15 protein-coding genes and 1 pseudogene are annotated in these 21,756 nt (G+C 32.7%); 5 read left to right on the top strand and 11 right to left on the bottom strand.

What is annotated here, in order from left to right; translation table 11 throughout:
* Positions 1-371: 371 nt before the first annotated feature.
* The 7 genes from HRG09_RS25090 to HRG09_RS25060 all read right to left on the bottom strand — a co-directional run bounded on the left by HRG09_RS25090 (position 372) and on the right by HRG09_RS25060 (position 10,567).
* Entirely contained in the window at positions 372-584 is a 213-nt protein-coding gene (locus HRG09_RS25090) for an alpha/beta-type small acid-soluble spore protein (protein ID WP_174103557.1), read from the bottom strand.
* Positions 585-2,514: 1,930 nt separating this feature from the next.
* Positions 2,515-4,710, bottom strand: a complete 2,196-nt coding sequence (cas3, locus tag HRG09_RS25085) for a CRISPR-associated helicase Cas3' (protein ID WP_174103556.1) — start codon at positions 4,708-4,710, stop codon at positions 2,515-2,517.
* 32 nt (positions 4,711-4,742) lie between these two features.
* Positions 4,743-5,414: a type I-B CRISPR-associated protein Cas5b gene (gene cas5b / locus HRG09_RS25080; RefSeq protein ID WP_174103555.1), complete on the bottom strand. Its 672-nt coding sequence runs from the start codon at positions 5,412-5,414 to the stop codon at positions 4,743-4,745.
* On the bottom strand, positions 5,404-6,321 hold the full coding sequence (gene cas7i / locus HRG09_RS25075) for a type I-B CRISPR-associated protein Cas7/Cst2/DevR (protein WP_174103554.1): 918 nt from the start codon (positions 6,319-6,321) through the stop codon (positions 5,404-5,406). The genes cas5b and cas7i overlap by 11 nt, the downstream gene beginning before the upstream one ends.
* Positions 6,321-8,027, bottom strand: a complete 1,707-nt coding sequence (gene cas8a1, locus HRG09_RS25070) for a type I-B CRISPR-associated protein Cas8b1/Cst1 (protein WP_174103553.1) — start codon at positions 8,025-8,027, stop codon at positions 6,321-6,323. Before cas8a1 ends, cas7i begins: the two co-directional genes overlap by 1 nt.
* A complete protein-coding gene (cas6, locus tag HRG09_RS25065; RefSeq protein WP_174103552.1) occupies positions 8,024-8,743 on the bottom strand; it encodes a CRISPR-associated endoribonuclease Cas6 in 720 nt (239 codons plus the stop codon). The genes cas8a1 and cas6 overlap by 4 nt, the downstream gene beginning before the upstream one ends.
* Positions 8,744-9,970: 1,227 nt before the next feature.
* Entirely contained in the window at positions 9,971-10,567 is a 597-nt protein-coding gene (locus tag HRG09_RS25060; protein WP_098689246.1) for a restriction endonuclease, read from the bottom strand.
* 316 nt (positions 10,568-10,883) lie between these two features.
* Here HRG09_RS25060 and HRG09_RS25055 point away from each other — a divergent pair, with 316 nt between their 5' ends.
* From HRG09_RS25055 to HRG09_RS25045, 3 genes are all read left to right on the top strand, one after another.
* Complete coding sequence (locus HRG09_RS25055) at positions 10,884-11,300, top strand: YkvA family protein (protein ID WP_078387186.1); 417 nt, start codon at positions 10,884-10,886, stop codon at positions 11,298-11,300.
* Positions 11,301-11,390: 90 nt separating this feature from the next.
* On the top strand, positions 11,391-12,425 hold the full coding sequence (locus tag HRG09_RS25050; protein WP_174103551.1) for a hypothetical protein: 1,035 nt from the start codon (positions 11,391-11,393) through the stop codon (positions 12,423-12,425).
* Positions 12,426-12,441: 16 nt separating this feature from the next.
* Positions 12,442-12,732 carry a hypothetical protein gene (locus tag HRG09_RS25045; RefSeq protein ID WP_174103550.1) on the top strand — a complete coding sequence of 97 codons (291 nt, stop codon included), beginning with the start codon at positions 12,442-12,444 and terminating at the stop codon, positions 12,730-12,732.
* A gap of 723 nt (positions 12,733-13,455) precedes the next feature.
* On the opposite strand, the gene HRG09_RS25040 is transcribed toward HRG09_RS25045, so the two are convergent.
* Together HRG09_RS25040 and HRG09_RS25035 are read right to left on the bottom strand one after the other, a co-directional pair.
* Entirely contained in the window at positions 13,456-14,556 is a 1,101-nt protein-coding gene (locus tag HRG09_RS25040) for a C45 family autoproteolytic acyltransferase/hydrolase (protein WP_254610174.1), read from the bottom strand.
* 100 nt (positions 14,557-14,656) lie between these two features.
* Positions 14,657-15,511: a MerR family transcriptional regulator gene (locus HRG09_RS25035; RefSeq protein ID WP_174103549.1), complete on the bottom strand. Its 855-nt coding sequence runs from the start codon at positions 15,509-15,511 to the stop codon at positions 14,657-14,659.
* Positions 15,512-15,829: 318 nt separating this feature from the next.
* Between HRG09_RS25035 and HRG09_RS25030 the strand changes: the two genes are divergently transcribed.
* Positions 15,830-16,462, top strand: coding sequence for a type 1 glutamine amidotransferase family protein (locus HRG09_RS25030; protein ID WP_174103548.1), 633 nt, complete (start codon positions 15,830-15,832; stop codon positions 16,460-16,462).
* Positions 16,463-16,762: 300 nt separating this feature from the next.
* Here the strand turns inward: HRG09_RS25030 and HRG09_RS25025 are convergent, their stop codons facing one another.
* Positions 16,763-17,368 (bottom strand): recombinase family protein, encoded by a 606-nt coding sequence (locus HRG09_RS25025; protein WP_174103547.1) that lies wholly within the window; start codon positions 17,366-17,368, stop codon positions 16,763-16,765.
* A 190-nt stretch (positions 17,369-17,558) separates the two neighbouring features.
* Between HRG09_RS25025 and HRG09_RS25020 the strand changes: the two genes are divergently transcribed.
* On the top strand, positions 17,559-20,507 hold the full coding sequence (locus HRG09_RS25020) for a Tn3 family transposase (RefSeq protein WP_174103546.1): 2,949 nt from the start codon (positions 17,559-17,561) through the stop codon (positions 20,505-20,507).
* A gap of 447 nt (positions 20,508-20,954) precedes the next feature.
* Here HRG09_RS25020 and HRG09_RS25015 read toward each other — a convergent pair.
* Positions 20,955-21,545 (bottom strand): annotated as a pseudogene (locus tag HRG09_RS25015) (DUF4030 domain-containing protein).
* Positions 21,546-21,756: the final 211 nt, after the last annotated feature.

Here is a 21,756-nt window from a genome sequence, read left to right as displayed (position 1 = left end):
TATTAAGTAAGGGTCGCGCCCCATAGTCATCAGCCTAACGAAATTAAATGTCCAAAACAAGAACTTTACTTTTATACAGTTATTTATGAGAATTTAGCTCAAAAAAACATTCGCAAAGGTATAACCATATTAATACATTTCATAAGTGTTTAATCAAGCGTTTGTTTAAAGGCATTTAAACTGCGAATATAAGCCACAAATATCATTATGTTCATTTTGTTTAATTTCACGTTTATTATGTAGTTTCTATATAACAAAGAAAAAGTACCCTATTTGAATGCTTATCGTGAAGTATCTAAATTTATAAACTAAATACAGGTAAAAAAATATATGCTACAACTTACTGTAACTTTTAATAACTTTAGGTGAAATTAATGAGTGAATCCTCCACCAAGTTGTTGTTCCGCCATAGCTACTAAACGTTTTGTGATTTCACCACCAACAGAACCATTTGCACGAGATGTTGTATCTGGACCAAGTTGTACGCCAAATTCTTGTGCAATCTCGTACTTCATTTGATTAATTGCGTTCTCAGCACCTTGAACCAATACTTCATTATTATTTCTGTTATTCTTTTTAACCATATGTATCACCTCCTACGGTTTTAATATGCTACGAAACATGGAAAAATATTTATTCCTTTTTATGGTAAATGAATGTTTGAAAGTTTCTGTTCCAATTCAATAAGAAAAACAAAAAGAACTTGTAGAAATCACTACAAGTTCTTTTTGAGATAATGTTAATAAGGGACAAACAAACTATTTCAACAGACATAACAGGGAAACTACTTAATGACTGGTGTGACAAGTTCATTATATAACAAATATTAACATTTAAAGATTTTATTTTTGAAATTTTTGTGAATTAAGAAAACAGAACAATTCATTGTGTTGAATTCCTAGAAAATTCCATTTTTACATTTCGTACAAATCACTTTAAATCAACATCGATATCATAATAAATTAGTAAAAATATAGATATGTGTAGATATAGAAGAATATGGGATTCTTACCTAAAAACCTATATTTATATTCATATTTAATAAACTATAAGAAAATGAATTTCTTGTTATCACTAAATATAATTCTTTAATATATATAAGTCACTGACATTATGACCATGAATTTTTGAAAGGATTGAAAATTGTATATTTTTCACAAAATGTAAGTTATAATTTTTTTGAAGAGCAATCTGTAAGTCCCATTGAAATATGTGGTAAATTCACATGGGATATGAAATGCATATTCGAAAAGAGATAATGCACTTAAAAAAAGTGTTCTTATCTCTTTTTTACTTATATGATGAGGAAATCAATTGTGGAAAAATTAAACAAACGTTTGTTTAAAACATTTTGGCTATGAATCAATATATGAGGTACTATATTTTCAATTGTCCACTTTGTTCAATTTCATGTTTATTATATAAATTTTATATAACAAAGAAAAAAGCATCCTATTTGGATGCTTCCTCTAAAAATTTATGACCACAAGCTCTTCTTAAGTGTTTCGCTAACAACAGTATTAATACTTTTAAAAATTCAAATTCCACTTAGTTCAGATAAAGCTGACGCATTGCTGGAAATCTATTAAGATATTACCACTTTATATCCCAAATAGTGCAGATAAAACTACAATTGTTCAAAACTTAACATTGATCATTGATGCATTTACATCCCACATAGTTCAGATAAAACTCAACTTAAACAATGGCTGTTCACCTTACATTGTATCATTTATATCCCGTATAGTTTAGATAAAACTACCTCGTCGACATACGTGTTGTCGTTATAACAGTACTTTATATCCCACATAGTTCAGATAAACCGGGGGAGTTTTGTATGTTAAGTACATTCAATTCATTCTTTATATCCCACTTAGTTTAGATAAAGCAAAAATACTAAATCTCCGGGTGCTGGGTTATCAACCTTTATATCCTACATAGTTCAGATAAAACAACAGAATTTTTTGTATCGTCTATATCTATACGATCATTTATATCCCACTAAGTTTAGATAAAACGCTCTTCCTGCCCAAACATAAGGATAGCCGTCGTAATTTAAATCCCACGTAGTTTAGATAAAACTGGTATACCAATCGGCATTTACTTGTTCCTATCAAAATTTAAATCCCACATAGCTCAGATAAAACAAGTCAGTTGAGGAAGCTATTAGTTTAAGCGTGGTATTTAAATCCCACATAGCTCAGATAAAACAAGTCAGTTGAGGAAGCTATTAGTTTAAGCGTGGTATTTAAATCCCACATAGTTCAGATAAAACCTTTTGTTACACCACCATCTTGAGGCGTGGCATTTACATTTAAATCCCACATAGTTCAGATAAAACCCTATCTAGATACGGATGATACACCTTATGATAGCAACATTTTGCCATAGGTATCAATCAGTATTTTGCAGTGAACCATTGATTGTGTTTTTGAATTCTCTTAAAACATGCCGAAAGACCTTGTCACATCAAGGGTTTCTGCATTTTCTGTAAAAACGAGGTTCACTGCAAAATTACGGAAGTACAATTCCTGTTCCTGTTATCTTTTCTTTATCAAAATCGTACTTACAATTTAAAAGGTGAATGTATTGAAGTCCGGGAATATCAATTTCTTTTGTTTCGATTCCGTATCGTTGAACCTGTTTTCTAGAAATAGAGGTTGTAAGCTTTTCGATTTGCATTCGTAATAATTTTCGCTGTTTCGAATCTTTTTCCTGTTTAAATGTAGTAAATAGCTCACGATTCTCTACATATATAGAACAGGGAATAACTTGATAATTATCAATATCACGCAGCAACTTTTGTGCTTCTGTATTTCCCATATCGTTTAGTGGAAGTTTATCTAATATCTTTAAAGCTTGATAGAATTCGTCTAAGTATTTTTTACTTAGGTTTTCTGTTTTATATAATGTTTCGACAAGCTCCATTTTTGTTTTTTCATGTAGTTTTTGTTCATTAAAGGGTTCTAAAAGTCTTAAACCGTTATTTACAATATCCTCATGATAAACGGTCCCTATCCCTTCTGCTTTTGTATAAACAAAAACATTAGGTTCTATGTCCTTATATTCTCTTCCGCGATAACAACGACCTAAACGCTGAAATAAGCTATCTAATGTAGAGATTTCAGTAAATAACAAATCAAAATCAATATCTAATGAAGCTTCTACAAGCTGTGTGGCAATCCAAATACCACTCTGTTTTTCACGGTTTTTATCATTTGGTGCGAATTTCTTAATTTCTTCTTCTAAGACAGCACGATCCTTCTGAATAAATTGCGTGTGCAACAACCTTACATTTTCATTATTAAGTAACCCGTATATACGTTTTGCTTCTTTTACGGTATTAGCAATAATCAATACACGTTTATTTCGTCCAGCTTCGCGAATATGTTCTAAATCCTCATCGATCTTTGTTTTACGTATAGATATGCGATGACGAATTAAGTCATTATAGAACGCTCCTTTTATATAATCACTTACCTTGATTTTGCCTCGCTTCTCCATTGTTTCCATAAAAACAGTAGGAAGTGTAGCGGTCATAATCATAAATCTGCCACCTATCTGGTGAATCATTTCCATTGCTTTGAGTATAACAGCTAAGATTTTCGGAGAATAACCTTGTATTTCATCTAAAACTATCTTAGAGTACGCCATTGTTGCCAAGTATTTCTCATACCCTCGAAATAAAAATGGAAACTTTAAAATTTGATCAATGGTGCTAAATGTTAACTTTTTACTCAATAAACGAGACTGTTCATAGATAAGTTCATTGGTTTCGTAATCATTGTTTAATGTCTGTAGAAAATCCACGCTTCCACTATGTAGCAATCCAGCAATCGCTTGCCCCTCTTCATCTACATATCCCATTCCATTTGTTATACGCTCATACAAGGCATTTAAACTTACGCGTATAGGAAGTGTAATAAACCCTTTAGCTTCATCAATCCAAAATAGAGAAGCTTCTGTTTTTCCCATACCAGTTTGTGCAACAGCCACAATATTCTTGTTTCGATTCTCGTAAGAAAAGAGTTGTAGATTGCGTGGTTTATGACCATTCTTTTTTAGGAATTCATCGACATAAGTCCCAACTCCCTTGTCCGCATGATATTCCACAAGTTCTCCTGCAGAAGCCGCATGATCTACACGATTTAAAAGTCCCTTTACAAGCACAAGAAGAAGATATTCTTTATCTTTTTTCTTAATTGGCTTCCAACCTATAGTTGTAGTATCAAGATCTTTATTAACAGAACAGCACAATTCTTGCTTCAAACGGTCTATTTTCCCTTTTAAATCTGGTAAAACTACATTTAGTATTTGGGCATCAAACATTACGTTTCGTACATGATGATGTGCAATTGCCTCTTTCACAACCCGTTCTGTACTTTGGGAATAATGTAATTCTAAGAATGGAACACAAAGTAAGGAAATAAAAGCATGAGGAACATTAGGATATTTCTTTTCAATTTCTTGTTTCGTTAAAAGGGATAACCCCATATTGAGCTTAATAATTTGTTGAAACCCCTCATAAATTTTTCCTGCATCGTGGTATTGTGCAGCTACTTGTGCCAGTTGCCAGATCTCTTCTGACAAAAAAGAACCATACGAGTGTTTTAGTAAAGATAAATTTTCTAATACCCGCCCTATATGTTCTTGTAATGTTTCAAACTCTCTTGTTTGCTGATCCCACTTTGCGTAAATGAAATCTTCCATGTTTTTTCCTCCTGAAAAAAATCCATGCCTACTCATAAGGCATGGAAAAATACAATATAGCCATCTTCATCTTCCATATACTGAGGTGAATTTAATCCTTCTCCTTTACGGAAGAACTGCGTTTGAACCGTCTCCCAAGTACGAATTCCTTGTTTCACTTGATATACCGTATTTAATCGATATGAAATCCCTTTATAATTCATATAATCAAGGCGATCAACAATACAATGACGTGGTATAAAGAAATCATTTTTTAGTGTAATGATTTCTTTTGTATGTCTTTCTTTCAACGTTACTTTTTTCACGTCTTCAATGACCGCCAAATCTTCACGTCGACCAAGGCTTGGTGCTTCATTGATATTTTCTAATGCTTTTTGTAATTGTTCCAATACACCTTGTTCGGCACGTACATGGAAAATAAGGGAGATTTCTTTCAACATATGAACATGCATGGGCATTGTTGTAACTTCTTTTGACTTGTAAAAATGATGTGTTTGCAAATCAAACAGCTTTCCTTCGTGAGTACCTTGGATGCTGATTTCCATTGGAATTAATTCATTTGCACCTAATACATAGTGAAGGAACCCCTTCACCGTACTATACGGTGGAAGAGGATAGGTTTCCTTTGCTTTTTGTGCCATTGGTTTCTTGTAACACGCGGTTTGTTGATATAACTCTATTCGTAACGCTGCACTAGCCGACATAATAATTCTCCACTTGTTGTAATAGATAATCTAGCATACCTTGAATTGTATGGGTTGAGTCGCTTGAAACAAGATTTCGTAACTCCCCTTCATTTACGAAAACACCAGATAACAGACCAACATGCGTTTGTTCTTGTACAGTCCGTCCCATACTGCGACGTTCTAAAATTTCTTGTAGCATAATAGAATTTAAACGGTATTCACGTTTTGTCGGAACTAATTGTGTACGTCCTAAGAAATATGGTTGATTAATAGCATACAGACCACCAATTACAAACAAAGGGGATAAATCTTCTTGTCGCCCTCGGATATTACGATTTAAGGAAAATACAATTTCTAAGAATTCTTTGATTCGTCTTGCCTTTTCTTCACGTGGTAATTCAATTTCTCCATCTACACCAATTTTATCTAAATCAATAGTAATGGTATAAGAATATAAACTTGTATGCCGCTCAGATGTTGCGATATTTGGGTTTTCTTTGATACGTGAAGCATGTCCTAAATTTGTTAAGAATTCTAAGTCTCCCCGGTACGGTTCAAGAGAAACAGCATGAGACAACCGAATGCTAGCCGGGCGTTTGTTCCCCATGTCACCTTTTACAGTTTTCATGTACCCAAATAAATCCATTTCTTCTGATTCTTGAATGGTAGCACTAGGAGAATATTGGACTACGCTTTTACTTTTTCCTTCCCCTTCACCTTTGTCTCGGCCAACTGTATCCAAGTTCCAACCATAACGCTCGGCTCCTAAACGAATCATATCGTATCGAATAGCTTGCCTTGAAGCAAATGTATGAACATCTCCATTTCCACGATTAAATTTCTTTAATTCGGAGATGTTACCAATTCCTTCTCCATAATTTAATGAATCTCCTTGAAATACGATCGTTAATGTTAATCCAGCCATTAGTTTGCTTCCTCCACTTCTTTTTTATAGGGTTTGTCATTTAATCCGGATAGTAAAGCACTTGCAATACCTTCAAATTCATTACTATGTTCCCTTGTAGCATCCACATACATAGAAGTGTTCTTTTCAACTAATAAAAAGGTGCGGAATAATGTTTCAAAGAATTGTTGACGGTTATTGGTAGTTAAGGCATTTAACAGACGGTAAGTAATGCCTGGAATCTTATTCTCCATTCTACGTTCAGTAAGTCTTCTACGTACTTCGCGTCCATCCATTAGTGCATACTGGACTCTCTTTTGCATAGATTCATATTGCGCTTCTCGTGTTTCGTTAGACATGCCGTAACACTCCTTTATTCTATTTAAATGAAACATAGCCAAAGTGGCCGCATACGTATCATAACTGGAATAATTGTTATCTACGTTTTTCCTCAATTGGTTAGTGATATCACGAAAAAAATGCTCTCCATTTAATAATTTACGTAGGATTACGTTCCGAAACGGTGGATATTTAATATGATCGAGCTCTTTCCCTCCACGCTCTTGAAGGTATTGAATGGCATGTTCTGATAAAAAATTCTGAGTAAGATTCGTCTTTTTTCCACTGTTTTGGAATTCAACAATTAACATATTTTTAGAGATCCAATTTGCTTTATCTTTGGATTCTTTTAATGTGTCGTATAAAAACACTTCAAAAGGATTGTTTTGCTTTTTATTAGTGACAAATAAATCATTTATTTCCGCTAGTGTATCAAAATCCTCATCGGTTTGAATAAAGGAATAAACTACTGTATCTTTGTCTATTTGATCTCTATGGAGCCCAAAAACAGAACAAAACATGATTAATCGATAAAGATTAGATATAGGAAACGTTTTTTGATTATTCCATGTGTAATTCGTTGCATTTGCAATACTGACTGCATTCGGAAGAAATACCGCCTCTGTGTAATCTGTAAGAGCAAATTGCCCCTCAATAACAGGACAATACAGTAATTCATCCTTCTTTAGTTTCGTAATTGTTTGTTTCGCTAACTTTTTAAAATTGTTATCATCAGATTGATGTATCACTTTGTTTAAGCTTTCTATTGCTTCATTTGTACTGTTAAAAGAATGAAGAACAGCAAGAACCTCTTGTTCTAGTAAAATAGGTTGGACGAAATCTTTTGTAAGGAATTCTTCATGTTCTGAACGATTCAGGGTACTGCGTGATCTTTGTAAAAAACTTGTTTGACCATGCAGTTCTCCTAAATGAAACCGAATCATATTTAATGTTAGTACTTCATTTACTTGATCTTGCTTTAACAACGCTAGATAATCACTTGTGACTGTTTTTAATTCTTCAATAGTTGATACATCTTTTTTTCTGCTAAACAGCTCTTTTAAGGTTCCACCTTCAATTGGTAAACGTTTATTCAACTTATTTTCTGTACTTTTAATATCAGCAAAGATAAAATCTTTAAAACGTTTAAAGTTGGATGTAGCGTATGTTAGATAAGCATTCATCTTATCTTCTTTTTCATTTGCAACAGAAAACATATCAAAAGCATAATTGAAAAACCATTCCGGAAAGTCTTGAAGCAATTTTGGATCAAAGTCTATATATGTCTCTTCGACTTCAAATAAATCTGTTTCAGCATGCTCTAAAATACGATAAAACCCCAAAATACCAGTGTTCGTAGCCCAATCCTCTAAATATAACCGAATCATTGGTACTCCACGGACACGCAGCCGTACCCTTGTGACTTTTTGAAGGATGTACCAATTTGTCGAAGGATTTCTAAGTCTTCTGGGTCTCCTTTTAACAAGAATGTTCCTTTATAAGCTTCAAAGTGCTGGTGATTGGGGGTATTATCAAATTTTTCTTTTACAACTTGTTTTGTTAAATTCATAGGTATGAATTGCAAAGGTTTTTTCAAGCCTTCTCCATGATAATTACGCAAAGTCATATCACAAATATAATTGAAACTCTCTTCATAACCTTCTTCTGTTGGAGCAAGAGGTTTCCCATCTCGGTCTTTAATAAAAATAGGGGAAAGGGTGCGGAATACAACCGTATCACTTTTCACTTTGACTTCCGGTAGTATAGATATGTTCTTCTTCTGTAGTTTGTATCCTTTGTACTGAAATTCTTTAATTTCGTTTAAACCATCTACTAAGTAAGAAATGAATTCAGAATCAGGTGAACTAATAATCCAGTCCAATCCGTTCTGAAGGAGGAATTCATCATTTTCTAAAACATAGTCTTTAAGATAAACGGAAAACGTAAAATTCTTACTTTTTTTATTCGGTTTATTCTCAAAGATATATAGATTCTCTGCATATACTGCGTTTGATGTTTTTAGAGCTTCTTTGATAAAACTCACAAACATAAAACGATACGAGAGAGGAATTACTTTGCAAGTAAAGCTTACTTTCAATCTCATTATTTCCCTCCTTAATCTTCCATATAGAATTATTATAATGTATTCAAAAATTAAGATTCAATAAATCTGTAGAAATAAATGGAAAAATATTTCTGTGCAAAGAAAGATTTTTTTGCTTCCATATAGTAAAGATAAAAATCATGTGGTACTTTCATAATTTTGCAGTAAACCTCGTCTTTATAAAACATGCTGAAAACCTTGATATGACAAGCTCTTTCAGCATGTTGTAAGAGAATACAAAAACACAATCAATGGTTCGCTGCAAAATACGGATTGATACACATAGTAAAATGTTGATATCATAAGGTGTATCATCCGTATATGGATAGGGTTTTATCTGAACTATGTGGGATATAAAGGCATATAACGTTGCAACTGATAGATTATTAATGTCAGTTTTATCTGAACTATGTGGGATATAAAGTTAGCTTCTTCTTTGGAGTAAACTTCTGTTTTCTTGTTTTATCTGAACTATGTGGGATATAAAGTAAATTCCTTCCGCTACGCTCCAGTCAGACATTTACGTTTTATCTGAACTATATGGGATATAAAGCTCAAAGTATGAGCACTTATCAAGGGAGTGCCCAAGAGTTTTATCTGAACTATATGGGATATAAAGAATAATAATGCAATTATTCAATATGTAGATGCAGTGGTTTTATCTGAACTATATGGGATATAAAGTTAAATGTAAAACTGATACTAGGCAATAAAAAAGAAGGTTTTATCTGAACTGTATGGGATATAAAGACTGCTGTTAGAGTTTGAGTTTTTAAGATAACCTGAGTTTTATCTGAACCATGTGGGATATAAACCAATACATTACATGGGATGGTCAATTACAAAATGCAGTTTTATCTGAATTATGCGGGATTTAAATTCAAAAGTTACCCTAAAGTAATAAAAAAGGTAATTTAATTTTATCTGAACGGTGTGGGATATAAAGTAACCTACTTAGCTTTATTAGGGTATCTTTGCCCATCCCCCCGAACTGGGGGATGGGCAAACAAATTATTGAAAAAATCTTTATAAATCAAGGGTTGTAACTTCTTTTAAAAATGAGTATGTCAAAACATATACATTTCAATTGAAACATTTCAAATAATTATAAGTCGTATTTTTGAAATGAAAAATTCTAAATTTTTAGCTATGTCATAAAGTGTATTTTTACAAACAAAAAGACCACAATGACTGAGTGGTCTTTTCCAACAAAGGATTAATGGCTATTTATCTGTTTAAAATGATTTCTGCTGCTCTTAAGCGAATTAGAGGATCTTCACTATCAAGATATTCTTTGATGACTTGTAATGCTTTCTCCTCAAGAGAAGTATCACCTTGAGGCTTTTTATTACCATTTATTACACCTAAGATGATTTCGTAGTGTTTAGTTAGATCCGCTATAGTTCCAGGATAACGCATTGAACCTTTTAGTTCCTCAGGTAGTTCAGAACGTAACAGTGGTTTTTTGTTAAAGAACCATTTAACAACTCGCTGATGAGGGTATCCACTTCCTTCCTTATCTTCATCAAGTGAAGACTCGTAAATATAGTCACTATCTATTTGACCGAAATAAACGTCTTTTTTGTTACCATCTGGAACAACAACTAAGTCGCCAACTTTCATTATGTGTACAAGCGAGTTCAAATTACCGATTCCCTCTTCCCAACTATGTTGATGAAGAAGTTCACGAATTTGCTCATAACTGAATTTGGATAAGTTCTTTCCTACTGGATAACCTACAGCAATTCGATTTAGCCTTAAGAAATCTTGCATGTGATTGGAACCGTGGGGCAGGGGGCGTACTAACCAAACATTAGACTTCATCTTTATTCCACCTTTAATATCAATTTGTGTTCACATGTGATTACATGTTTATAATATCACACATGAATCTGTGTGTAAACATGTGAATTCATGTGTTCACATGTGGTGTTAATTTGTTAAAATTTGTTTTAAGTTCCATAGCAGAGTGTTTTTGCCCATCCCCTCGAAAAAAGGGGGGGATAAGAAAAGTACTTTTAAGAAGTGTCCCAGGGTATGTCTGCTTAAACCTGTATATTATTTGGACTACTATATTTATTTAGTGTTATTTAGTACAATTTGATTGGATACCATTATTTATAGATTGGGGGATTGGTTTATGGATTATTCAAAAGATCAATTAGAAGAGGAATTAACGAGATCTAGTAAACATTATTCAGATTCAAAGTTTTGGGATAAAGTAAAAAAGTATGGTAAAAAAGCAGGAGCTAATGTGGTTTATGCGGTTTTATTATTGTATTACACTCTTCAAAAAGATACCGTTCCAATGAAGACAAAAGGGATTATCCTTGGTGCTTTAGGTTATTTTATTCTTCCGTTAGATTTGATTCCAGATGCTATTCCAGTGATTGGTTATGCAGATGATTTAGGCACATTAGGAATTGCTCTTATGCAAGTTGTTATGTATATTGATCAGGATATTAAGGATTTAGCTAAAAACAAGTTATGTGATTGGTTTGGAGAAGGTGTAGATACTTCAGAAATAGATAATAAATTAGCAGGAAAAGAGAGCTAAAGAGAATAATTCTTTAGTTCTTTTTTATGGAAATCAGTTAGAATTTTCTCTATTTCAAATCCATGCTTGCTATTCCCCCATTCCGAGGGGATGGGCAAAGAAACCCTAGTAATCTTTTTTGGTTTTAGAAAAGCTATTCCCTTCAATACACAAAAAGTAAATAAGCAGGAAGTAAAGATACATGAAGAGAATAATACATACACGGTGGTTTATACATCTTTTACTAATCCAACAAGTAAGTTAATAACATATGACCAATCAGGTAAGGCTATAGAAGAATTTCCTGTTAAAGATATTGGTTTAGAAAACCTAATATTTCAAAACAATATATTATATTTCTCGTCCAGATATAGTGGTAACTACTATACCTTTGATAACAAGAGTGTTCAAAAGCATAGCATTCCTTCTAGTTGGGGAATTACTAATTCATTTGCTAACCCAAACGGAATACATTTTATAACGAATGGTGGTCAATTTGTTAAAGACAATAAACCTTATTACAAAAGTGGTTTAGTCAATGTTGAAGGAGAGAACCAAAAAGAATTTAAGTATGAGAAAGGCTTTTTTACCACTGGTATAAGTTACAAAGATTTTTATTATGTACTAACCTTCGATCCATCAATTGAGCAGGAACAAGTATTAAAAATAGATTCAAATGGAGAAGCGGTTAAAGCATTTAACTTAGGAAATAAACCACAAGTCGGTCATAAGAGTATGGCTGTATCTGGTGATAAGATATATTTAGTTTCTGATAAAGGAAAAATGTTTACCATTTTTGAGGATTCCATAAAAGAATTAGAACTTCCTACAAAATCAAAAGTATTTCAAGTACTTGAAGATAATGGTAAAGTCTTTATATTGTATTATAGTGGAGAAGTTGTCGTTATATCTGGAGAAGAAATTACCAATCATTTTAAATTAGAACAAAAAAATAAAAATCCAATTATAAATATGAAAGCTTTAATTAACAAAAATTCCTTACATATTTTATCTTTATACGATGGGGAAAATAAGAGTGAAGGGATAATTCAAAAGTACAATATCAATAATGGTAAATTAGAACAGAGTGTTACTTTACCAAAAGAAAAAGATTTAAAAATATCTACCTTTGAATTAACTAGATAGAAGGAGCGAAGCGGTAATGGATATTCAAGTTTTGCTTATTATTCAAGTAACACTCTTTGGTTTGATTCTTTTATTATTAATTGGAGGTTTACAGTATTTTCTACATCAAGTACATTTCCCTAAAATTTTTTTGGGTTTATATCTGATTGGTTCGATATATTGCTTAATCACTAGAAATATTTCTCTCTTTATTATTATTACAGTATGTTTTGCCTTTGCATATATAGGCGGTATTATTGGAAGGTATTTTAAAGCTGTTAATAAGCGTATTGATGAAGAATTTGATAAAATTTCTAAGCAAAAATAACAACGTTGTACTGAGCCATAGAAATCATGGTTCTGTTGCAAAGTTTAAAAAAAGCATAAACAGGTTGGTAAATGAGGAACAATTTTTAGGAAGTAGCTAGTAATTGTCGAAGTTCATTGTACGTTGAAAAGGCGGAGTCTCTTTGAAGGGGTACAGCCGAGATACGTGTAAAAATAGGTCATAGACTTACTTTTATTCCCAATTCAATTTCGAATCGGATTTTTTGTTTTTTATAAAACTCCTTTATCGGGTACCGGCAAGAAAATGTGCATTCATAACGGTAGGCCCATTTTCAAGACAATTCCCCCGTTTTTAACAACGCTAAGAAAGTTTCAACGGTCTTAAAGAATCTAACGAGACTAACGAGACCAACTTTCTCTGAATTAAAATGGTATTCTCCTAGTAAATTAATATGTTCCCAACCTAGTGTTGACATACAATAAAGTTGTTTAATCTTGAAAATCTAAATACACATAGAACACTGTTCGAAAATAGAATGGTGTTCTAAAATAGTTGTTTAATTTTCTTCATTTAATATTATTTTTCTCAAACCAACAACAATAAAGTCATTTAAAAACTAAGTGTTCTTCCACAATTGCGCCTGTTTCTTGAATATGTACATAACTCATATTAGCTTAGTACTTAGGACACATTGAACTAAAACTACCTTTAGTAGCAAGATACAGTGCTTCACTTTAAACAATATCTATGATTTTAAATTTATTATCTCGATATTCTCCAAAACTCCGGTCCATAATTCTTGTTACAAAATTCAACTGGAATTCGTGTCTTTTGAAAATTATCACCAACGTTTATCTGATATAATTTATTATGTAAAGGAGAACCATAGGAAAACTCCAGTTGGCAATCAGTTAGATTAAACAAAATTGAATGCACTGTTCCAAAGTTTTCTGTATAATTATGAATGGACACCCCTTTCGGAAACTCAGTTGAAAGAAGTTCTTTAATTTCACAAGCAGTTCTTTTACCATTGGCACTAAATTTATTCTCTAAAATATTATATCGTAGTTGAGATTGTTCTAGCTTGCCTGGTTCAAGATTTTCAATTTCAGGAAATAGCCCATGATTTGTTGCAATTAAATAATCCAGTTCTGCTTTTTTAACTATTTTAACTCCGTCATATGTTCCAACTAAAGCTGCCTCACCATTTGCATCCGCTAAAAGTAAATTCATATTGGTCCCAACAGGCATATTTTTCACAGCATAGACGGCTTCTTCACTATTTTTACACGTCTCTAGTATGGCCCTAACAACCACCATAAACTGCAACCCAATAACTACTGGTTTTCTCATACCTGGATATTTACCTATCGGCATGCCACACGAAGCAAACGCTACACATAAGCCTTTCTCGTTTAATCCTTCACTTCGACCAAATGTAGAAACAGAGAAACCGGTATGCGTGTATCTTCCATCTACTTTAGTTGTACAAAGGCGCATATCTGAAATATCAGGAGAGAGGTCGTAGTTTCGTAATACGTATGTTTTACCATCAGACATTTTTGGGGGCAAAATGGCCCCTAGACTACACCCTCCAGGTATTAACCAGGCATCATCATAAAACTTTAATTGGTTTGGTTTATAACCAAAACCTTCCGCAAAACCCTCTAATTCCTCATTTAATCCCGGGCAATACTCCTCAATTTGGGACCTGATTTCTAGATACGCTTTGGTAGGATCAGATTGTCCTCTAAAAAAAATTTCCTTAATGTGTGCACTTTCATAGTATTCTAATGCTTGCTGTTTTCCAATTTCATACGAACTTCCCTTAAGATAAGTAAATTCCCCTGTATACGCATTCATTCAAAGCTCCCCATTCTGCATTTTAATAGCAAGACATATATACCTTGCTATAAGCAGAATAAACTCTCCAGTAAATGGAGAGTTAACCTCAATTCGTTATTCACTTACTCTGCGTCTTTACCTTTACAAACACTTTTGTCAAAAAATCATTTGGATGTACCTCATTGTTCGGCTTAATATTTATTGGATTCACTACTTTGGATGGAACGAGTCCCTTTATATACTGTTCCATATACATTCCTTTAACATGAAGGGATTGTTCTGCCACCCATGCCTTTAAACGATTGTAACCATAGTGGAGTTCTGAATAAGGACCTTTTACATTGACACATGCATACATTCCTCCAGGTACTCTCGTAAGATACTCCGCATTTTTATCGACTTTTACGGGTAAAAGTAATTCAACATCTGCTTTCTTTTGTCTCCAGTCTTTTTGATGAAAAATAGCTAGTAGCTCCCCATCCATATTAAACTGATATGCATATATCCTTTCAAACAACATTTTAACGAGTTTGTCCATTTCAAACATGTTTATTGTTTTGCGAATAGACACAACCTGCATATCTTTTCGCTCCTCTATGTAACAACTTGACAGAGTGGGCTCAGGAATGAATGTTTCATCATTCTTTATGAACTTCTGTATTTGCTGGATGTTGTTAATTTGCTTGTTGATTTGTTCTTGTTGATACTTTAACTCTTCTGTTTTTTTCTTTAATCTTACATCTAGACCTTTCATATCTTTATCTTTTAAAACTTGCTCAATTTCGTTTAACGAAAACTGGCAGTCTTTAAGCACTAGGATAGTTTTTAACTCTTTCATCTTATCGTAGTCATAGTAACGATAGCTCGTCTCAGGATCTACATAAGAAGGTTCGAGTAAACCAATATCACTATAGTAACGAATTGTTTTCACAGGTACATCACACAGATTTGAAAACCTTCCAATGGTATACATAAAAAAGCACCTTTCCAAACGACATTTATTTCTAAACAATTTGCTCCAATAAATCCCATTATAAATCAAAAATAAGTCAACCTGACACTGCAACTTTCCACTTGAGATTCTTATTGATTCTCGTTGAAATAGGAATTCAATGTAAATAACATGACTGGTGTTTTTAAATGACTTTATTGTTAATTAAACTTTATTGTTTGTAAACATCTAGAGGTGACATATGGTGCGATAAGCCTTTATTAAAACTATCGGAATTAATAAAATTTCATCAAGGTATATTATAATAGGTTATATCAATAGTGATGGGAGTGTTATTGGATGCAAACAAAAAAAGTTTATCTTTATGTATTTAATACAATGTCAGACTGGGAATATGGGTACTTAATTGCTGAATTAAACTCAGGAAGATATTTCAAAAAAGATGTAGCACCTTTAAAAGTAGTTACAGTAGGAACGAATAAAGAAGGTATTACTACGATGGGAGGGCTGAGCATACAACCAGATATTTCCCTTGATGAATGTACTCTTGAGAATAAAGACCTTTTAGTCTTACCTGGAGGGAATACTTGGAGAGAAGATATTCATCAACCTATCTTAAAAAAAATTGGTGAAGCTTTAAAGATTGGCACTATTGTTGCTGCAATTTGTGGTGCAACTGAGGCCCTCGCGAATATGGGATACTTAGATTCTAGAAAGCATACAAGCAATGACTTAGAGTATATTAAAATGGTCTGTCCTAATTATAAAGGAGAAAAATTTTATGAGATGAGACCTGCGGTATCTGGTGAGAATTTGGTTACTGCATCAGGAATAGCACCTTTGGAATTTACAATGGAAGTACTGAAAAAACTAGATGTATTTGCACCCGATACATTACATGCATGGTATAACCTAAATAAGACTCATAACTCTGAATACTTCTTCCAGTTAATGAATTCAATAAATAGATGAGCTAAAAAAATCAACTTAGCAGTTTTATATTAGTTTAAATAATTACCATGCTTTAGACGGTGTCAAAGCATGGTTTTTGTATATAACTTAAAAATGTTTATAGAAGTAAAAAAATTACAAAGCACTCCTGAAGTTGTTATAAATAGAACTGGTAACTAAATCTCTTTTTAATATTGAAATTTCCTTGACGTTGTAAATTTCCTGACGATACCCCTTCATGCGTCTAAGTTTTCATTCTCATTTATCACGTAAACGTTTGTTTACGTGATAAATGAGAACCAGGATAAAATAATCACTGTTTTAACTAGATATATCGTGCTTTATTCTGTAGACGGTTTGCCTAGTTATACCGTTTTCTTTTGCAATATGAGAAATGGCTTCGCCATCATTTAACATTTCAACCACTCGATTGTACACTAACCTTTTTTGAGGGTCTTTTGCTGTTGGAGAATAGATAGTTGGCCTTCCTTTATAGACACCTTTCTGTTTGGCTATCGAAATTCCTTGTGCTTGTCTCCTTTTCGTTTCTGTTCGTTCCTGTTCCGCAATCATAGCCAAGATTTGAATGATTAAATCTTTGATGAATTTATCTAATAAAGAATTTCCAATTGCTTCTGCCATAATAGGTAGGCTAGTAATAATTAACTTTACTTCCTTTCTTTTTAGATAATTAACAGACTGAATAATTTCATCATAATTACGTCCAAGTCTGTCGATCGCTTCTACCATAAATGTATCTCCACTTCGAACAAATTGTAATGCCTCTTGAAATGCTTCTCTATTGTGAACAGATGCACCAGATTTTTGTTCAGTGAATATTTTTTCCGCTCCAAATTCTCTTAATTTTTGTATCTGTCTATCTAAATTTTGATCTAAAGTTGAAACTCTAGCATAAGCAATTTTCATTTTTAGAAATCCACCTCATTTTTCTAATCTTTTATCATACACCCTAATCATACAGTTGAAACCGAGTGTTTTCAATAACCAACCGATGGATGATTAGGGTCTACCCATAATAGACAAAAGTAAGCGTTTTAGCGTAAGATGAAATAATCGATAATTACTTTTGTCATAATTCTAACCAGGAGGAATAAAAGTGACTTCAGTTGAACGTACAGCATATCCCAGATTTAAACAAAATATATCTAAGAAAGAACTTGCAGCAATTTATACAATTACACATGAAGAAAATATATTTGCACATCGTGTAGCACGTGGAGAGAGTTCAGTTTTTATTTGTTTAGTTATGTTGAAATCTTTTCAACGATTAGGCTATTTTCCACGGCCTCAGGATATTCCACCAATAGTGCTTCAACATATTCAATCATGTCTTAATATACCTGATGAAGTAGAACTTAAATTCAATTCAAAAGTGATGTATCGACATCAAAAAGAAATCCGTCAATATTTAAAAGTATATGCATTTGGAAAAGATGCTTTGCATGTAGCTACAAAAGCTATCTATAATGCTTCTCATGTGATGGATCATCCTCCAGACTTAATTAATGTTGCCATTGAAGAATTAATTAAAGAACGTTATGAGTTGCCAGCATTCAGCACTTTAGATAGACTTGTTCGTCGAGTCCGAACGTTAGTTAACAATCGATTGTGTCATACTGTTATGAATCGGTTGTCAAAACAAGAAAAACATAAACTTGATGAATTACTTCGCACTTCGCAAGAAACCAAGCATTCAGGTTTTAATTATTTTAAAGAACTACCTAAAAGTTCCTCAATCTCTCACATGAAAGAGCTACAAAACAAACTAGATTTTATTACATCGTTTATGTCAAACATCGAGGAATTATTAAAAGAAATTCCAAATTCTAAGATCAAGAACTTCGCATCAGAAGCACTAGCTTTAGATGCATCGGAAATGAAAGATTTTAATATGGCCAAAAGGTATACACTACTATTATCTGTTATTTATCGTTCACAAATTGTAACAAGAGATAACTTAATAGATATGTTTTTAAAAAGGGTTGCTAGGATACATAAAAAGGGAAAAGAAGAATTAGGTCTTTTACGAGAACAACAGCGTTCAATAAGTGAAAATCTTATTTCTATATTGAGTGAAGTTTTACATACGACTCATATGTATGATGATACGAAAATAATAGGAAATGAAATAACAGAATTATTCGAAAGAAGAGGTGGTATAGATTCTTTACAACAAGATTGCTTGGCCATTTCTTCGTATAACGGGAATAATTATTTTCCTCTATTAGAAAAATTCTATAACAGTCATAGAAAGACCTTATTTCGATTGATTTCATTGTTAAAAATAGATTCAACAACTCAGGATGATTCTCTCATAAAAGCTTTACAATTTTTATTGCTAAATGAAAATCGAAGAGTAGAACACCTTCCTACTAATCTTGATTTATCATTCGCAAACGAGCAATGGAGACAAACTCTTCGAATTGGAAAGGTTTCTAATTTATTGTATCGTAAACGTCTTGAAATCTGTATATTTTCCTATTTAGCTTCAGAATTAAAAACAGGTGATGTAAGTGTACAAGGTTCTGAAAAATACGCTGATTATAGGGAACAGTTACTACCTTGGGAAGAATGTGAACCGCTAGTTAAGGAGTATTGTAAAGAACTTAATTTCCCTTCATCTCCTACTCATTTTGTTAAACAATTGAAACAGAAATTAACTGCTGTTGCCAATGCCGTAGATTTAAATTATCCGAATAATGGCCAGGTAATTATAACAGAAGATGGAGAACCGATTTTAAAACGATTAGTACGAAAAAATGTGTCTACGAGTAGTAAATTATTAGAAAAAGAAATTATACAACGTTTACCAGAACGAACCGTATTAGATATACTTTGCAATGTAGAACATTGGACTCATTGGACAAGACATTTTGGTCCTTTATCTGGGTCGGATCCTAAATTAGAAGATCCAACGGAGCGTTACATTGTTACTACATTTGGATATGGATGTAATTTAGGACCAACACAAACAGCCAAACATATGCGTAATATGATTACAGCTCACATGCTTTCTTTTGTTAATCGTAGGCATATTCATATTCCGAAATTAAATGCGGCACTTCAGGATGTTTTGAATCAATATAATACATTTAGTTTACCAAAACTATGGGGAACGGGAAAAGTAGCTTCAGCTGATGGAACAAAACATGATATGTATATAGAAAATTTAGTATCAGAATTCCACATCCGTTATGGCGGATATGGAGGGATTGCCTATCATCATGTTGCGGATAATTATATCGCTCTTTTTAGTCATTTTATCCCCTGTGGTGTTTGGGAAGCGGTATATATTATTGATGGGCTATTAAAAAATAAATCTGATATTCAACCAGATACCCTTCATGCGGATACACAAGGACAATCGACACCTGTATTTGCCTTATCCTATCTATTAGGAATTCATCTTATGCCTAGAATTCGCAATTGGAAAGATTTAAAATTTTTCCGTCCAGATAAACATACACATTATAAACATATAGACCCTTTATTTAAAGATGTAATTAATTGGAGGGTAATTGAAACACATTGGAAAGACTTATTCCAAGTGGTTATTTCAATTAAGATGGGGAAAATATTACCTTCAACGCTTCTTAGGAAGTTAAGTAGCAATAGTAAGAAAAACCGATTATATCAAGCGTTTCGAGAGCTTGGAAGAGTGATTCGAACAATCTTCCTTCTTCAGTATATTTCAGATATGAAATTACGCGAACAAATTACAGCTAGTACCAATAAAGTAGAAGCCTATAATGGTTTTTCAAAATGGTTGTTTTTTGGTGGCGATGGTATTATTACGGAAAACGATCCAATCGAACAGGAAAAACGTATTAAATACAATGATTTAATCACCAATTCTGTAATTTTTCAAAATGTAGTAGATATCACTATGATTTTATGGCAATTAAAAAAAGAAGGTTATCGCTTTTCACGCCAAGATTTAGAAAGGCTAAGTCCTTATATGACTAGACATATAAAACGCTTTGGGGATTATGTAATTGATTTACAGAAAATCCCTCAACCAATAGAAGAAACGATCCCTCTATAAGCTCAATAGGTCATAGTTGGAAATAAAAGTAAGCCTATGACCTATTTTTACACGTATCTCGGCTATACCCCTTTGTTGGCACCATTTAACCTTAATAAAACTTCGCAACAGAACCCCACAAACTAAGACTACTGGATTGGCAGTACAAGTATTTCAAAATAGTTCGTTGTGGGAAGAATATGTAGTTAAAGGTTCCTTTTCAAGTGGATTAAACATTCCTATTTCTCACCTTTTAACTGCTTCTAGTAATTATTATCAACTTAGACTTAAAAATTATGGTGGGGGAACTATATATCTCTCTAGTGGACAAGTATATTATAAATAATACAATTTCTTAAATTTAATAGTTATATACAAGTAAAAAAGACTGGGCATTGTTTATCCAGTCTTTTTTGTCAAATACTAACCTATTAATACTAAGTTTCCTATATTCTGTTCATAGATTTGTTAGTTGATTTTTTGATTATCTTGACTATAAACTTCAATAGTATATAAATCATTTTCAATCCATTTTTGTGCTTGCGGTGTTTTAAGTAAATTATCGATTTCTTTCTCAATCTTCTTCCCAAACTCTTTAGCACCTGAATCAGTACTATTTATAGGAGTATATATAGCAAACGGGATAGATTGATTCAATTCTATATAAGCCCGTATTGAAAAACCTTTGTATCCTTTTTTATGGAACAATTCTTCCACAATATAACTGGAAATGTTGTCCCATCTGTTCTCTATTTTTACAATGTCCATATCTCTTTGACTAACATTTATAGTATAGGGTCTAATATATTAGCTCTTTAACTGAGTGTTAATATTCTTTTTTAATTCACTTGTATTTACTGTATCAGCTATTTCAAGTTCTACTATTTTTGTTTTGTCGTCCACGGTGGCACTAAGAAAGTCCTTTTTATCTACTGTGTTCATTACCGTGTCCATTACTTTTGAATCTTCACTTTTGGATTCTTCTAAATCGCTCTGTTGACATGCACCAAATAAAATAGCTAATACAAGAGGGAGAATTAACCCTTTTCTTTTTTTCATTTCAATCTCCTTTCTCGTGATTGCTTTGTTATATATTTGAGTCTTAGTTCGTAAAAAACATTATAAAAGTGTAATCGGTCTAATTACTATTTTCATATTTGGTTAGGTATTCTTCAAAGCAAACGAAAAACCTTCACTTAATTTTTACAGGATTGAAAAATTAATGTACACACGGTTCTGGTGCAAAAATCATTTGATAGAGGCATAGAAG

The organism is Bacillus sp. Xin1, assembly GCF_013314535.1.
GTDB lineage: Bacteria > Bacillota > Bacilli > Bacillales > Bacillaceae_G > Bacillus_A.
The sequence above is the reverse complement of the archived record's forward strand: the minus strand, read 5'-3'. Positions and strand labels throughout refer to the sequence as shown.

Coding starts and splice junctions, on each gene's coding strand:
- HRG09_RS25090 (WP_174103557.1), bottom strand. CDS start 584: ATGGTTAAAAAGAATAACAGAAATAATAATGAAGTATTGGTTCAAGGT.
- cas3 (WP_174103556.1), bottom strand. CDS start 4,710: ATGGAAGATTTCATTTACGCAAAGTGGGATCAGCAAACAAGAGAGTTT.
- cas5b (WP_174103555.1), bottom strand. CDS start 5,414: ATGTCGGCTAGTGCAGCGTTACGAATAGAGTTATATCAACAAACCGCG.
- cas7i (WP_174103554.1), bottom strand. CDS start 6,321: ATGGCTGGATTAACATTAACGATCGTATTTCAAGGAGATTCATTAAAT.
- cas8a1 (WP_174103553.1), bottom strand. CDS start 8,027: ATGATTCGGTTATATTTAGAGGATTGGGCTACGAACACTGGTATTTTG.
- cas6 (WP_174103552.1), bottom strand. CDS start 8,743: ATGAGATTGAAAGTAAGCTTTACTTGCAAAGTAATTCCTCTCTCGTAT.
- HRG09_RS25060 (WP_098689246.1), bottom strand. CDS start 10,567: ATGAAGTCTAATGTTTGGTTAGTACGCCCCCTGCCCCACGGTTCCAAT.
- HRG09_RS25055 (WP_078387186.1), top strand. CDS start 10,884: ATGGATTATTCAAAAGATCAATTAGAAGAGGAATTAACGAGATCTAGT.
- HRG09_RS25050 (WP_174103551.1), top strand. CDS start 11,391: ATGGGCAAAGAAACCCTAGTAATCTTTTTTGGTTTTAGAAAAGCTATT.
- HRG09_RS25045 (WP_174103550.1), top strand. CDS start 12,442: ATGGATATTCAAGTTTTGCTTATTATTCAAGTAACACTCTTTGGTTTG.
- HRG09_RS25040 (WP_254610174.1), bottom strand. CDS start 14,556: ATGAATGCGTATACAGGGGAATTTACTTATCTTAAGGGAAGTTCGTAT.
- HRG09_RS25035 (WP_174103549.1), bottom strand. CDS start 15,511: ATGTATACCATTGGAAGGTTTTCAAATCTGTGTGATGTACCTGTGAAA.
- HRG09_RS25030 (WP_174103548.1), top strand. CDS start 15,830: ATGCAAACAAAAAAAGTTTATCTTTATGTATTTAATACAATGTCAGAC.
- HRG09_RS25025 (WP_174103547.1), bottom strand. CDS start 17,368: ATGAAAATTGCTTATGCTAGAGTTTCAACTTTAGATCAAAATTTAGAT.